Genomic DNA, 14,249 nt, shown 5'->3' with positions numbered 1-14,249 from the left:
GTGCGGGCTCGCCGGGTCCTCGGCAAGGGTACGGGGACGGGGCGGGGGCCCCGTACGCCGATGGGATCCGGGATCCCCGGGGCCCCGGGAACCGTCCCGCGAGGCCCCGGGGACCGCCCCGGATGCCGCCCGCCCCCTCGCGGCCTACGCTCGGGCCATGCCCCGCCGCCACCTGCGTATGACCGGCGCAGCCGACTGCTCGCTCGGGGCCGCCCTGCGGGCACTGCGCACCGAGCTCGACCTGCCAGGCGCCTTCCCGCCCGAGGTGCTCGCGGAGGCGGAACAGGCGGCGCGGGCCCCGGATGTGCCGGTCCACCTGGACGCCACCGACATCCCCTTCCTCACCATCGACCCGCCCGCCTCCACCGACCTGGACCAGGCGATGCACCTGGAACGCCGCCGGGACGGGCGCGGCTACCGGGTGCTCTACGCCATCGCGGACGTCGCCGCGTATCTCCGGCCGGGCGGCGCGCTCGACGCCGAGGCCCACCGCCGGGTCACCACCCTCTACCTGCCCGACGACCGGATCCCCCTCCACCCCGCAGTCCTCTCCGAGGGCGCCGCCAGCCTCCTGCCCGGCGAGACCCGGCCGGCCGCGCTGTGGCGGATCGACCTGGACGGCGACGGGGTGGCCGTCGCCACCGACGTACGGCGGGCCCTGGTCCGCAGCCGCGCGAAGCTCGACTACGCGGGCGTCCAGCGGCAGATCGACACGGGCACCGCCGAGGAGCCCCTCGCCCTGCTCCGGGACATCGGACGGCTGCGCGCCGAACAGGAGGTGGCCCGGGGCGGCATCTCGCTCGACGTCCCCGAGCAGGAGATCGTCGAGCACGACGGCGCCTACGGCCTCGCCTACCGCGCCACACTCCCCGCCGAGGCCTGGAACGCGCAGATCTCGCTCCTCACCGGAATGGCCGCCGCCCGTCTCATGGCCGACACGGGCACCGGCATCCTGCGCACCCTGCCGCTCGCCCCGGACGGGGCCGTCGCCCGGCTGCGGCGCTCCGCCCACGCCCTGCGCATCGACTGGCCGCACCACGTCCCGTACGCCGAGGTCGTCCGCTCCCTCGACCCGAGGAAGAGCAACCACGCGGCGTTCCTCCAGGAGTGCACGACCCTGCTGCGCGGCGCGGGCTACACCGTCTTCGAGGGCGGCGAACTCCCCGACCCCGCCGTGCACGCCGCCGTCGCCGACCTCTACACGCACTGCACCGCACCGCTGCGCCGCCTGGTCGACCGGTACGCGTCCGAACTCTGCCTCGCCGCGACCGCCGGGGAGGAGGCGCCCGAGTGGGTACGGGAGGCCCTCCCCACCCTCCCGAAGGAGATGGCCGAGGGGACGCGCCGCGCCGGCACCGTGGAGCGGGCCTGCGTCGATCTGGTCGAGGCGGCGCTGCTGGAGGGGCGCGAGGGCGAACTCTTCGACGCGTACGTCGTCGACGTCCAGGACCGGGACCCGGCCGTCGGCACGGTCCACCTCCGGGACCCGGCGATCGTCGGCCGGATCGAGGGCGGCACGGCCCCGCTGCCGCTGGGGGAGCGGCTACGGGTCCGGCTCACGCGGGCGGGTCCGGCGGCGAGGACGGTGCTGTTCGCTCCGGCGTGAGCGCGGGCGCCGGCGGAGTCAGCGGCGAGGCCGCCGGGGGCGATGCGGCCCCCTCCGGCGTGAGCGCGGGCGCCACTGCCCTCCCGGGAGCCATGAGCGCGGCGACGGCCGCCCGCGGATCGTCCGCTTGGAACCGGAGCGTCCGCGCCCTCCCGCGCCGCTCCAGCGGCCGCACGAACTCCACCGGCCGCGTCAGCTGCACGGTCACCGTCGTCTGGCTCCCCACCGCCAGATCCAGCGTCCCGTCCTCGCCGACCCGGACCAGCCCCCCGTCCGGGAAGCGCCGCTCGACCCGGGCGGAGGCGATGGAAGCGGCGGGCACCCGGAGGTCGAACAACGCCCCGTACCGCAGCCGCAGCGAACCGTCGGCGCCCACCAGATGCGGCCGGGTCACCGAGGCGGCGTGCAGGGCGAGGATGATGACGATCCCGTACACGTCCACCACGAGCACGATCGCGTGGACCAGCGGCCAGGGAATCACCAGGGCCAGCACCACGGTCTCGACGACGGAGACGAGGAGGAACGCCCACATGACCCCGGTCTGCGGCTCGGTGTACGAGAACGGCCGGGCCCCCTCCGGAATCCGGTGGCGCCGCCGTACGGTCCACAGCCCGAGGCTGTGCAGCGCCCGGAACTCATGGGCGATCAGCCGCCGCAGGGCGACCGGCACCGCCGCACGCACCACGGCGAGCCCGGCCTCCCGCCGCGTGTCGCCCGCCCGCCGCCGGGCCGTGTACAGGGGCCACATCACGTACGCCTCCAGCGCGAGCATCCCCACGACCAGCGCCTCGGCCCCCAGCAGAACGGCGCCGGGTATCCGCACCCCGGCCACCAGGCAGACCACCAGGGCCAGCTCCCCGGGCAACACGGCCCACATCGCGACCCGCGGGAACCCCGCGCGTCCCCTCATGATGTCCCCCTCCTCCGCACCCGCTCGGCCAGCTCCTCCATCACCCGGCGCACCACCGCGCGCTGCGCGGGCGGATAGTCGTCGAGCAGCACCCGCCCGAACCCCGTCGCCGAGGGCTCACCCTCGGGGATGACCGCCAGGACCTCGTCCGGTACGGCGGCGGCCAGCTCGGCCGCCAGGGGTGCGATCCGGGGATCGTCCACCCCGGCCCCCTCCAGTTCGTCGAGCCGCTCGTACAGCGCGACCACACCCGGGTCCTCGGCCAGCGGCCCCAGTGCCGCGAACACCGCGGCCCCGGCCGGGTCGTCCGCCGCGTCCAGCAACGCCAGATGCTCGCGGTCCTTCGCGGCGGCCGGCGAGGTGGTGGCGGGGGCGCGCTCCAGGAGCGCGGCGAGGGCGGGCGAGAGCGGCCCGTCCGGGGTGAGCGGCGCCTCCAGCAGCACGGCCAGCACCTGCCGCCGCTCCTGGATCTCCCGCTCCTGCCGCGCCAGATCGGCGTCCAGCTCCGCGAGCACCTCCGCCAGCTCCCGCCCCGCGTCATCGGCGAGCACGTCCCGCACCTCGTCCAGCGAGAGCCCGAGCTCCGTCAGCCGCCGGATCCGGGCCAGCAGCACGGCATCCCGGACGGCGTACGCCCGATAGCCGTTGGCCTGCCGGGCGGGCTCGGGCAGGAGGCCGATGTGGTGGTAGTGCCGGACGGCGCGGGAGGTGACTCCCACGAGCGCGGCGATCTCTCCGATACGCATGCGGCCAGTAGAAACGTTGACGCTGCGACAAGGTCAAGCACCACGTTCCTTCCCGCGCTTTCGTCCGCGCCGGGCGGTCCTGTGCCACGATCGGAGGAAGAACTCCCCTCTCACGGACGGCTGGTCCCCCGATGTCCCAGTCTGGCGAGCGACCGAGGAAGGAGCGTGACATGACTGCCATGGCGCACGAGCCGCTCACGCAGGCAGAAGTCCTTCTGGAGGGCTTCCTGGCCCTGGATACGCCGGAAGGCTTCCGGGCGGAACTGATCGAGGGGGAGATTGTCGTGACGCCGCCGCCGGACGGTGACCATGAGGACTACATCAGCCTGGTCCTGAAGCAGGTGCTGAGGAAGTCCCGCACCGACATGGACTTCTCCGGGAACAAGGGACTGAAGCTCCGCAGCGGGGGCGGCTGCCCCAAGAACCACGCCATCCCCGATGGCACCTTCGCCCCCACCGAGCTCCGCCTCTTCCGGGGCGCCGACCCCTGGATGCCCTGTGAGGGCGTCGCGCTGGTGGTCGAGGTCACCTCGACCAAGCCGCAGGCCGACCGCGAGGCCAAGCGTCGCTGCTACGCCCGTGGCGGCATCCCGCTCTATCTGCTCATCGACCGCGACGACCGCTCGGTGACACTGTTCAGCGATCCGGAGAACGACGACTACCGGCAGCTCCTCACGATCCCGTACGGCAAGCCGCTCCCGCTCCCCGAGCCCTTCGCCTTCGATCTGGAAACCGGCGACTTCGGCTGAGGGCCACCGGCAGGGCGGTCGGCCGGTACAGACCGGTAGGATGGCGATCACGGCAGACGAGCCGTGCGGACGGCCGCGTGAGAATCTTTGGATCCTCCCGAGGAACGTCCGGGCTCCACAGAGCAGGGTGGTGGCTAACGGCCACCCGGGGTGACCCGCGGGACAGTGCCACAGAAAACAGACCGCCCGGGACTTCGGTCGCGGGTAAGGGTGAAACGGTGGTGTAAGAGACCACCAGCGCCTGAGGTGACTCAGGCGGCTAGGTAAACCCCACCCGGAGCAAGGTCAAAAGGGGGCGTGCCGGAGACGGGACGGCCCTGCGCGGACGTTCGAGGGCTGCTCGCCCGAGTTCGCGGGTAGACCGCACGAGGCCGGCAGCAATGCCGGCCCTAGATGGATGGCCGTCTCCCCGGCCGCCGCGAGGCGACCGGGAGACAGAACCCGGCGTACAGCACGACTCGTCTGCCGCCAGGAGCCCCTGACCGGTTCAACGCCGGTCAGGGGCTCCTGGCTGTTTTCCCCGCTTCCTTCGCCGGCCCTCAGTACTTCGTGTACGTGATCCAGTCGTAGCGGGCCGTCAGCGGGGTGCCCGGATAGGTGAACCGGCCGAGCCAGTCGTCGACCCCGATCCCCGGCCACAGGTTGGTCATGATGCGCATCGGGCGGGTGGGGAGCGGGCCGCGGGAGCCGTTCTCCTGGTGGACGAGCCTGCCGTCCACGAACCAGTTGATCGTGCCCTGGTTCCACCACTCGATGGCGTAGTCGTGATACCCGGCGGCGGCGTCGAACCCGAGGTCGATCACGGTCTCGTGGCCGCCGACACCGTCGGTGAAGTAGTTGGTCTGCATCTGGGTGGTGTTCTTGCCGAGGATCTCGACGTCGATCTCGTCCCAGGGCTGGCCGTCGCTCGGCCCGGTGTACGTGAAGAATCCGGTGACGACGCCTTCCCGTTTGACCGCCTGGAGCCGGGCCTCGAAGCGACCGTACGAGTACAGGTCGTTGGTGCGGTATTCGCCGGAGGCATAGGGCTTGCCCGAACAGCCGGCGGGACAGGTCGCGACGTCGAGGTTCTGGCCCATGACACCGCCGTTGAACCAGGTGTGGTCGGCGCGCCAGCCGACGTTGAACATGCTTCCGTTGGACCAGCCGTCGGCTTTGCTCCAGCGGCCGCTGTCGTGGGAGTCGAAGGTGTCGGTGAAGCTGCCGCCGACGGCGTACGCGGGGGTGGTCATCGGCTGGAAGATCAGCGCGAGGGCGGCGAGCGGTGCGAGCAGCCAGCGCGGTGCGGGGAACCTGCGTGATGTCGTGGGGGAGTGCATCTCGGCCTCCTCGGGCGGAGAAACTGGGAGCGCTTCCAGAAAGTAGCAGCGGCCTGTGGAGGCGACAAGGCATCGAGCGCGCCGGTCGGCCTGGAAGCGCTACCGGGATGCCAGGTGTACGGTCCGCCGTCGGGACCGGCCTGCTCACCAGTCGTGGACGCTGCCGTCCCGCAACCGGTTCACCGGGAGGTACGCCGCCTCGTACGGGTGCGCCGCCGCCAGTTCCTCGTCGAGCTCCACGCCGAGCCCGGGCTCCTCGCCCGGATGCAGGTGGCCGTCGGTGAAGGTGTAGGCGTGCGGGAAGACCTCTTCGGTGAGCGGGGTGTGGCCCGAGTACTCCTGGATGCCGAAGTTGTGTATCGCCAGGTCGAGGTGGACGGCCGCCGCCATCCCCACCGGGGAGATGTCCTCGGGGCCGTGAACGGCGCTCTTGATCTGGTACTGCGCGGCGAAGTCGAAGAGCCGGCGCAGGGGTGTGACCCCGCCGAAGTGTGTGACCGCGGAGCGGACGTAGTCGATCAACTGCTCGGTGAGCAGCGTCTGGTAGTCGTGCAGGGTGTTGAAGACCTCGCCGATCGCCAGCGGCGTCGTCGAGTGCCGGCGGACGAGTCTCAGCCCTTCCTGGTTCTCCGCGGGCGTGCAGTCCTCCAGCCAGAAGGGCCGGTAGGGCTCCAGATCCTTGGCGAGGCGCGCGGCCTGCACCGGGGTGAGCCGGTGGTGCGCGTCGTGCAGGAGCGGCAGCTCGGGCCCGAACTCCGCCCGTACCGCCTCGAACACGGCCGGGGTGTGCCGCAGATAGGCCTCGGTGTCCCAGTCCTCCACCAGCGGGCGGGCCCGCTGGTGGAGGACCGGGGTGCCGTCGCCGCTCGTACCGTGCACGCCGTACACGGCCTTCAGACCCGGGACGCCGGACTGGATGCGTACGGCCGGATAACCCTCGGCGAGGCGGGCGCGCACCGAATCGAGGAGCTCCGGCAGGTCGCGGCCGTTGGCGTGACCGTAGGTGCGCACCCGCTCCCGGCTCGCGCCGCCGAGGAGTTGATACAGCGGGAGTCCCGCCACCTTGGCCTTGATGTCCCACAACGCGGTGTCCACGGCGGCGATCGCGGCCATCGTCACCGGGCCGCGCCGCCAGTAGGCGCCACGGTAGAGGTACTGCCACGTGTCCTCGATACGGTGCGGATCGCGGCCGACGAGCAACGGGGCCACATGATCGTTCAGATAGCTGACGACGGCCAGCTCCCGCCCGTTGAGGGTGGCGTCGCCCAGGCCCGTGACGCCCTCGTCGGTCGTCAGCCGGAGGGTGACGAAATTGCGGCCGGGGCTGGTGACGACGACCTTCGTGTCGATGATCTTCATGGGTGCTGCTCTCTCCGGATACGTCGGCCCGTCAGGTACTGGAACGTTCCACCAGGTGTGTGGGCAGGATCAGCGGGCCGACGGCACGGCCCGCGACGATCCCGACGAGCATCCGGGCCATCTCGCGCCCGAGATCCCGGATGGGCTGGTGGATCGTGGTGAGCGGGGGATCGGTGAGCTGCGCGACGGCGAGGTCGTCGAACCCCACCACGGCCACGTCCTCGGGCACCGACCGGCCGGCTCCGCGCAGCGCGCGCAACGCGCCCGCCGCCATGTTGTCATTGGCGGCGAACACCCCGTCCAGGTCCGGATGCGCTTCCAGCAACCGGGTCATGGCGGCGGCTCCGGCGGCTTCGGAGAAGTCCCCGATCCCGGGTGGACGCGGCGTCAGACCGGCGAGCGCCATGGCTTCCCGGTAGCCGCGCTGCCGGGCTCTGGCCACCTCGGTGTCCAGCGGCCCGCAGATCATGACCACCCGGGTCCGCCCGCGCGCGAGCAGGTGCTCGGTCGCGTCCCGAGCGCCGCCGACGTTGTCGATGTCCACGTACCAGCGCGGTTCGAAGTCCACCGGGCGCCCGCCGAAGACGACCGGCAGCGGGCCCTCCTTGGCGATCAGGGTCAAAGGGTCGTCCTCGTGCGACGCGGTCAGCATCACCCCGTCGACGGCACGGGAGCGCACGAGCCGTTCCACCCGCTCCCGGCCGCGCGGGGTGGCGGCCACACACAGCATCATGTGCAGGTCGGCCTCCTCCAGGGCACCGGCCACTCCGGCGATGAGCTGCCCGAAGAACGGGTCCGTCAGCACCTCGGGGTCGTCCCGCGAGATGACCAGCGCGGCCGCACCCGCCTGACGGGTCGCCAGGGCGCGCGCCTTCGGGTCGGGCACGTAGCCGAGTTTCCTGATCGCCTTCTCGACGGACTCACGTTTGGCCCGGCTGACATGGGGAGCGTTGTTGATCACCCGGGAGGCCACCGACCGCGACACACCGGCCAGCGCGGCCACCTCGTCGAGCGTGACGTGCCGGTGCGGCAGTTCCTCGGCCATGGACGCGGCCTTCCCTCGCAACGGATCTGGAAGCCCTTCCATTGTGGCCTGCCCGTGGCCCCTGCGGCGTGGCCCCGCCGTCACACGGACTGGGCCGGAGGGTCTTCCGCCGCACCGGTATTTCACGTGCGCGCCGGCCCCTTGGCGTGGTCTGCTGCCCGCGGCCATAGTTCCCCGCGCGCCCACGCGGGAACGTACCGGCCCTGAGACGGGGAGTGATGCGGGTGGCGGAGCACGTGTACGTGGACGGGTCCGAGGCGCCGGGCACGGTACGGCTGCGCCGGGCGAGACCCGAGGACGCGGAAGCCGTCACGCGGGTCTTCCTGGACTCCCGGGCCGCCGCCATGCCGTATCTGCCGCGGATCCACAGCGACGAGGACACCCTCGCGTGGATCACCCATGTGGTGCTGCCCGCCAGCACCGCGGTGTGGGTGGCAGAAGAGGCGGGCGATGACGGAAAGGGCGGGGAACTGCTCGGGTTCGCCGCGCTCGCCGGGGGCGACGAGCTCGATCACCTTTATCTGCGGCCCGACGCGTTGCGGCGGGGGATCGGGAGCCGGTTGCTGGCCGAGGTGCGCGCGGCCGTGGACGGGCCGATCAGTCTGTACGTGTTCCAGCGCAACGCCGCCGCCCGCGCCTTCTACGAGCGGCACGCCTTCACCGCCGTCGCGTTCGACGACGGTGGCCGCAACGAGGAGAACGAGCCGGACGTGCTGTACCGCTGGACGCCGGAGCGGCCGGTCAGATGACCGGCGGGCGGCCCAGCAGCGTCATCTGCCACACCGTGGACCAGCGCATCGGGCGCCGTTCCCCGCACGGGGTGCGGACACCCTCGGCGAAGCCGCCCGCCCAGGCGCGCAGGCCCTTCGGGTCGCGGGTGCGGGCGAGGGTGAGCAGGGTCCAGGTGCCGAGATAGGCGGGCACCAGGGGGAGGGGCAGGTTGCGGCGGGCCAGCCAGACGCGGTTGCGGGCCGTCATCCGGTAGTAGACCGCGTGCCGGGCCGGGGAGGTCTTCGGGTGCTGGAGCAGCAGCTCGGGGTCGTACTCCACCTTCCAGCCGGCGTCCAGCGCCCGCCAGGCCAGGTCCGTCTCCTCGTGGGTGAAGAAGAACTCGGCGGGCCACAGACCGGTCTGCGCCAGCATCGTCATCGAGAACGCGTGGCCTCCGCCCAGGAACGCCGTGACCGGGCCGCCGCGCATCGGGTCGCCCGCCCGCAGGCGCGGCACATGGCGGCGCTGCGTCTCGCCGGTCTCGTCGGCGATCCGGAAGCCGATGATGCCGAGCCGGTCGTCGGCCGCGAAGCGGTCCCGCACCCGGCGGAAGACGTCCTTGTCGACCAGCAGCCCGTCGTCGTCCAGCTCGATCACCACGTCCACGTCGCCGATCTCGGCGAGCCTGCGCAGCCCCTCGTTCCGGCCGCCCGGGCAGCCGAGGTTCTCCGGCAGCTCGATGGTGGTCACCCCGCCGTCGAGATCCTCCAGACCGGGCGTGGCGGAGTAGTCCGGGAGGGCCGTACCGTTGCCGATGATCACGAGCCGGGTGGGCCGGACGTCCTGCATGGCCACCGACGCCAGCAGCGCCTCGACCGCCTGCGGGCGGTCTCCCATGGTCACGATGGATACGCCGATGCGCGGTGCGGACACGGTCGGTACTCCTGGAACTCGGCTGCCGGTGGCCGGCTGCTGGTCGGCAGCGGTGCCCGCGATCGTAACGCCTCGGTGTTCAGTGTGCGGTTACCGCCCGGCCATCCGCCGGTCCGTCGCTGTTCAGCAGCGCGTACACGGCCATGTCCCGCCGCTCGTCGCCCACCTGCTGCCAGCCGCGCCGCAGCCCCTCCCGCCGGAAGCCGATGTCCTCGGCGATCCGGGCGGAGGCGGTGTTCCACGGCTCGACGTAGAGCTGGAGGCGCGGGACGCCGAGGTCGCGCAGGGCCCACGTCGTCACCGTACGCAGCGCGGCGCGGGCGACGCCCTGGCCCCGGGCGGGGACGGTGAGCCAGTAGCCGACGGAGGCTCACCCGTCCTTCGGCGTCCGGGCCCCGCCCGCCAGGAAGTATCCGGCCAGCACGGCGCCTGCCAGGACCAGGGCGGAGTTGACCAGGATCGCGGTGGAGACGCCGGACAGTACCGCGTCGGGCCCGCTCGCGGCCCCCGTCCGGGCGGTGACGACCGCGCTCATCACCGGAATGCCCAGGGCGATGCCCACCTGCTGCGTCATCGTCGCCAGCCCGGTGGCCCGCCCCTGCTCCTCGTCCGGCAGGCCCGAGGTCGCCGTGACCATGAAGCCGACGATCATCAGCATGTTGCCGACGCCGCCGACGAAGGTCGCCGTCAGCAGGAGCCAGACCCAGGCCCCCGACGTGCCGAGCGCCACGAGCGAGAGGGTGGCGGCGGCCTGGACGGTGCCGCCGAGGACGATGGCGCGACGGTTGCCGAAGCGGCCCACCGCCCGTCCGCCGAGCACACCGCCGACGACCGTGCCCGCGCCGAGCACGCCGAACGCGAGGCCGGTGGCGAGTGCGGAGTAGCCCAGGACCTCCTGGAGGTAGAGGGTCAGCAGGAACACCAGCGAGGTCTCGGTGGCGAAGGCGATCAGCCCGGCGGTGTTGCCCCAGACGACGCTGCGCCGCTTCAGGACGCGGATCGGGACGAGCGGGGCCGCTGCTCGCTGCTCGATACGGACGAACGCGACGAGGAGGACGGCTCCGGCGGCCAGCGCGGCCAGCGTGGTCGGCTTGGTCCAGCCGGTCTCGCCGGCCCGGGTGAGCCCCAGGACGAGCAGCAGCAGCCCGCCGGTGACGGCGATGGCTCCGGGCACGTCGAGTCTCGGGCGTTCCTCCGGCCTGGAGTCCGTGATCACGGTCGGGGCCAGGATCACGACGAGGGCGGCCACGGGGACGTTGATGAAGAAGGCCCAGCGCCAGGAGAGCAGGTCCGTCAGCAGCCCGCCGAGGATCGCCCCGGCGGTGAACCCGGCCGACATCAGGGCCCCGTTGAGCCCCAGCGCCCGTTCGCGCAGCGGCCCTTCCCTGAACGCGGTGGTCAGCAGCGCGAGTCCGGCCGGGGTGACGGCCGCGGTGGCCAGGCCCTGGAGCACGCGAGCGGTGAGCAGCACCTCGGGCGAGGTGGCGAGGCCGCCGAGCGCGGAGGAGAGGCCGAGGACGGCCATGCCGCCGACGAACAGGTTCTTGCGGCCCACGAGGTCGGCGACCCGGCCGAAGAGCAGCGTGAACCCGGCGGCGGCGAGCGCGAAGGAGGTGGCGATCCACTGGAGACCGGCGAGGGAGAAGCCGAGCCCCTCCCCGACGACGGGGAGCGCCACGTTCAGGATCGAGAAGTCCACCGCGATCATGAACTGGGAGCCGAGCAGCAGGGCCAGGACGAGTTTCTGACGGCCGGACATGCGAGGGGCGGAGGTGGGCGGATCTGCCGTGGGGCCCGCCACGGGGGCAATGCCGGAGGATGCGGCGGACGAGGACGCGGTACTGGATGTGGGCATGGCAGGGCGCCTTCCTGGAGACGGGAAACTCCTAACGGTCCTGTGGTTCCGTTAGGGTGGTGTCACCGTAACAGGGGGAGTGTTGTTAATGGAACTGGAGACCCGTTATGATTCGGGAAGGTACTGATGGTGAGGAGCCCGGGAGCGTTGAGGCCGGGAGCGCCGGGGCGGGAGGCGCGGGAGGCGAAAGTGTGGGGGCCGAGGGTGTGGAGCCCGGCACCGTACGCCCCGGCGGTCGCACCGCCCGGGTGCGGGAGGCGGTGCTGCGCGCGGCCGGTGACGCGCTGGTCGAGCACGGTTTCGACGGGCTCGATCTGGCCGACGTCGCCCGGCGGGCCGAGGTCGGCAAGACGACCGTCTACCGTCGCTGGTCCACCCCGGCCGGGCTGGTCGCCGATCTGCTCACGGACATGGCGGAGCAGTCCCTGCCGCGCACCGACACCGGATCCCTGGCCGAGGACCTCCGGGCCAACGCCCGCCTCGTGGTCCGCACGCTGACCGACCCCCGCCAGGGCCCCCTCTTCGTGGCCGTCATCGCGGCCGCCGCCTGCGATCCGCGGACCGCCGAGGCCCTCCACCGCTTCTACGCGGTGCGGATCGGGGAGTGGTCGGGCTGCGTCGAAGCGGCGGTCGAGCGCGGTGAACTGCCCGTGGGGACGGACCCGGGCGAGGTGATCGCGGCGGTGTCGGCGCCGCTGTACTACCGGCTGCTCGCCAGTGGCGCCCCGCTGGGCGAGGAAGCCGCCGACCGGTCGGCCGCCGCGGCTGTCGCCGCCGCGCGGGCGGGAGCGTTCGTGCGGTGAGGGGTACGGGAGCCCGCCGCGGGGCCGGTTTCCGCTGCGCGGGACCGGCTTCACCACACCGAACGGGCCGTCGATAAAGTGGTGGAATGATATTCGGTAAAGCCGGGTTCGGGGGAGCCGTCGCCGACTTCGAGGCGGCGGTGTCGGCGCAGGACGCCAAGCGGTCCGGCAAGGCGTTCGTCCGGTTGCAGGAGACCTTCGGGCAGGCCAGGGAGTCGGAACTGCTCGACGGCGGGCCGCGGCTCGCGGCCGTGCTGGAGCAGGTGCCGCCGGCCCCGCGTGCCGTCGTCGCCGCGCTCGTCGGGGCCTGCGTCGAGCGCGGCGCGGACGCCGAGCGCTGCGCCCCGGCGGTGCTCGCCGGGCTGCGAGGGGCCCTGGAGCAGGCCGTGGCGTTCGCCGACGCCTGGGCCGCGACCGGGGGCGGCGCGTTCCCCGCCCCGGACGGCGGCGAACCGGGCCCGGAGCTCGTGGAGCGGGCGGGCTTCGAGGCGGCCGTCGGCTGGGGGACGCTTCCCCAGTGGGAGATGGCCGCCGTCGCCATGCTGAATCACCCCGGCGTACGGCGCGAGGCCGGCTCCCGGGGCGACGCGCTGCGGCTGCTCGGCGCGGTGGAGCGGGCCTCCGGCCTGGAGTTGAAGTCCCTCGCCCACGCCCTCCTGGTGCTGGACGACGAACCGCTCGTCGCCCTCCACCGGGCGAGCGGTACCGGTTACCTCCTGCGGATCTCCGGCATCGGGGACAACTTCCAGCTGCACACCCTGCTCGCCGACGCGCTCATCGGCGGCGGTCATGTGGAGGGCCGCGCGCCGTCGTCGCAGGAGGCGGCCGTCTGCCGGGAGACTCCCGGCCAGGTGGACACGGTGGGCTCCTTCGACCTGGTCGCGCCGGACGGCGAACTGATCTGGAACGAGGGCGTCCCCGCCGACATACCCGTCGCCGACGGCGTCCGGCTGCTGGTCCTGGACGAGCCGTCCTACCGGCGGACCTGGCCCGCGGGCCGCTTCCTCCCCGGCATGCGCGGTGACGTCCTGCTGGAGCGCGCCCTCGACCCGGAGGAGACGGAGCGCTGGTACGCCCATATCTCCCCGGCCAAGAACGCCACCGGCTGAGGCCGGCTTCCGGCCCGGATCGGCCCGTACGCCGAGTGCCCCCGGCCTGTACGCCAAAGGCCCCGGCCGCGAACACGGCTCGCTGAGGCCGGCCGGTCTCAGCCGATCCGGGTGCCCGTTCCGCTGACCCGGATCCGGGCGTCGCCCGCGCGCAGTTCGACGGTGAGCGTGCCCGGGCGGCCCATGTCCGCCCCCTGGTGCAGGGTCAGCGCGGCCGTCTCCGGTACGAGTCCCAGCTCCCGTGCGTATGCGCCGAAGGCCGCCGCCGCCGCGCCCGTCGCCGGGTCCTCGACGACCCCGCCCACCGGGAACGGATCTCGGACGTGGAAGACCTCGGGCCCCTCGCGCCACACCAGTTGCAGGGTGGTCAGGTCGAGCCGGCGCATCAGCGCCTCCAGCCGCGCGAAGTCGTAGTCCAGGTCCGCCAGCCGTTCCCGGGTGGCGGCGGCCAGCACCAGATGCCGGGCCCCCGCGTAGCCGATCCGGGGCGGCAGGGCCGGATCGAGTTCGGCGGCCGGCCAGTCCAGGGCCGCCAGCGCCTCCGCCAGGTCGGCCTCCGTGATCTCCTCGACGTGCGGCGCCACGCTGGTCAGGGTGGCACGGAGCTCGTCGCCCTCCCGGACGACGGAGACCGGGACCGGGCCCGCGGGCGTCGCGAACTCCAGTGCGCCCGGTCCGTCCCGTTCGGCCAGCGCGAGGGCCGTGGCGACCGTGGCGTGGCCGCAGAACGGCACCTCCGCCTTCGGGCTGAAGTACCGGATCGTGTACGCGCCTTCACCGGTCCGCTCCGTCAGGAACGCCGACTCGCTGTAGCCCAGCTCCGCCGCGATCGCGAGCATCCGCTCCTCGTCGAGGCCGGCCGCGTCCAGGACGACCCCGGCGGGGTTCCCGCCCGCGGGATCGGCGGAGAAGGCGGTGTAGCGCAGGACCTCGGGCCGGTGATCAGGTGTCATGCAGCAGACAACCGTGCCACCGCCCTCGCCATTCCCGGCCCGTGGAGAAGGGCGGGGGCGCGCCGTGGGGGAGGGGGGTCCGGGCCGTGGTAGAGGGGGCAGGGTCTGGGGGAGCGGGCTGCCGCGGCCCCCCTCGCGGTCGCGACCAGCC

Annotated in this window: 13 protein-coding genes, 1 other RNA gene and 1 pseudogene; 6 read left to right on the top strand and 9 right to left on the bottom strand. The window is 73.0% G+C overall.

The window, feature by feature from the left end; translation table 11 throughout:
• Positions 1–178 precede the first annotated feature (178 nt).
• The gene (locus CCZ36_RS08250; protein ID WP_128819416.1) at positions 179–1,606 is read left to right on the top strand and encodes an RNB domain-containing ribonuclease; all 1,428 of its coding nucleotides are present in this window, start codon (positions 179–181) and stop codon (positions 1,604–1,606) included.
• On the opposite strand, the gene CCZ36_RS08245 is transcribed toward CCZ36_RS08250, so the two are convergent.
• Complete coding sequence (locus CCZ36_RS08245) at positions 1,557–2,516, bottom strand: hypothetical protein (protein ID WP_128817354.1); 960 nt, start codon at positions 2,514–2,516, stop codon at positions 1,557–1,559. The two genes, CCZ36_RS08250 and CCZ36_RS08245, sit on opposite strands and share 50 nt — an antisense overlap.
• Entirely contained in the window at positions 2,513–3,262 is a 750-nt protein-coding gene (locus CCZ36_RS08240; protein ID WP_069740090.1) for a MerR family transcriptional regulator, read from the bottom strand. The genes CCZ36_RS08245 and CCZ36_RS08240 overlap by 4 nt, the downstream gene beginning before the upstream one ends.
• Positions 3,263–3,441: 179 nt before the next feature.
• On the opposite strand from CCZ36_RS08240, the gene CCZ36_RS08235 reads away from it, so the two are divergent.
• On the top strand, positions 3,442–4,011 hold the full coding sequence (locus CCZ36_RS08235) for a Uma2 family endonuclease (RefSeq protein ID WP_069740091.1): 570 nt from the start codon (positions 3,442–3,444) through the stop codon (positions 4,009–4,011).
• A 57-nt stretch (positions 4,012–4,068) separates the two neighbouring features.
• Positions 4,069–4,476: RNase P RNA component class A (gene rnpB, locus CCZ36_RS08230), an RNA gene on the top strand.
• Between the two features lie 74 nt (positions 4,477–4,550).
• Here rnpB and bglS read toward each other — a convergent pair.
• The 3 genes from bglS to CCZ36_RS08215 form a co-directional block, all read right to left on the bottom strand.
• Positions 4,551–5,330 (bottom strand): beta-glucanase, encoded by a 780-nt coding sequence (bglS, locus tag CCZ36_RS08225; protein WP_069740092.1) that lies wholly within the window; start codon positions 5,328–5,330, stop codon positions 4,551–4,553.
• A gap of 144 nt (positions 5,331–5,474) precedes the next feature.
• Positions 5,475–6,689: a D-mannonate dehydratase ManD gene (manD, locus tag CCZ36_RS08220; RefSeq protein WP_128817352.1), complete on the bottom strand. Its 1,215-nt coding sequence runs from the start codon at positions 6,687–6,689 to the stop codon at positions 5,475–5,477.
• A gap of 31 nt (positions 6,690–6,720) precedes the next feature.
• Positions 6,721–7,734 carry a LacI family DNA-binding transcriptional regulator gene (locus tag CCZ36_RS08215; protein WP_069740094.1) on the bottom strand — a complete coding sequence of 338 codons (1,014 nt, stop codon included), beginning with the start codon at positions 7,732–7,734 and terminating at the stop codon, positions 6,721–6,723.
• A gap of 218 nt (positions 7,735–7,952) precedes the next feature.
• Here CCZ36_RS08215 and CCZ36_RS08210 point away from each other — a divergent pair, with 218 nt between their 5' ends.
• Complete coding sequence (locus CCZ36_RS08210) at positions 7,953–8,483, top strand: GNAT family N-acetyltransferase (RefSeq protein ID WP_128817350.1); 531 nt, start codon at positions 7,953–7,955, stop codon at positions 8,481–8,483.
• On the opposite strand, the gene CCZ36_RS08205 is transcribed toward CCZ36_RS08210, so the two are convergent.
• The 3 genes and pseudogenes from CCZ36_RS08205 to CCZ36_RS35605 form a co-directional block, all read right to left on the bottom strand.
• Positions 8,476–9,378, bottom strand: a complete 903-nt coding sequence (locus CCZ36_RS08205) for a glycosyltransferase family 2 protein (RefSeq protein WP_069742736.1) — start codon at positions 9,376–9,378, stop codon at positions 8,476–8,478. The two genes, CCZ36_RS08210 and CCZ36_RS08205, sit on opposite strands and share 8 nt — an antisense overlap.
• A gap of 79 nt (positions 9,379–9,457) precedes the next feature.
• A pseudogene (locus tag CCZ36_RS35610) lies at positions 9,458–9,733 on the bottom strand (GNAT family N-acetyltransferase); the annotation flags it as partial.
• 15 nt (positions 9,734–9,748) lie between these two features.
• Positions 9,749–11,137: an MFS transporter gene (locus CCZ36_RS35605; protein WP_128817346.1), complete on the bottom strand. Its 1,389-nt coding sequence runs from the start codon at positions 11,135–11,137 to the stop codon at positions 9,749–9,751.
• 302 nt (positions 11,138–11,439) lie between these two features.
• Here CCZ36_RS35605 and CCZ36_RS08190 point away from each other — a divergent pair, with 302 nt between their 5' ends.
• Entirely contained in the window at positions 11,440–12,036 is a 597-nt protein-coding gene (locus CCZ36_RS08190) for a TetR/AcrR family transcriptional regulator (protein WP_069740100.1), read from the top strand.
• 86 nt (positions 12,037–12,122) lie between these two features.
• Positions 12,123–13,145, top strand: coding sequence for a hypothetical protein (locus CCZ36_RS08185; protein ID WP_069742739.1), 1,023 nt, complete (start codon positions 12,123–12,125; stop codon positions 13,143–13,145).
• Positions 13,146–13,243: 98 nt separating this feature from the next.
• Here CCZ36_RS08185 and CCZ36_RS08180 read toward each other — a convergent pair whose 3' ends face one another.
• A complete protein-coding gene (locus CCZ36_RS08180) occupies positions 13,244–14,098 on the bottom strand; it encodes a PhzF family phenazine biosynthesis protein (protein ID WP_069740381.1) in 855 nt (284 codons plus the stop codon).
• Between the last annotated feature and the right edge of the window lie 151 nt (positions 14,099–14,249).

This window comes from Streptomyces sp. S063 (genome assembly GCF_002832675.1).
In the GTDB taxonomy this organism is placed as follows: Bacteria; Actinomycetota; Actinomycetes; order Streptomycetales; family Streptomycetaceae; genus Streptomyces; species Streptomyces sindenensis.
The sequence above is the reverse complement of the archived record's forward strand: the minus strand, read 5'-3'. Positions and strand labels throughout refer to the sequence as shown.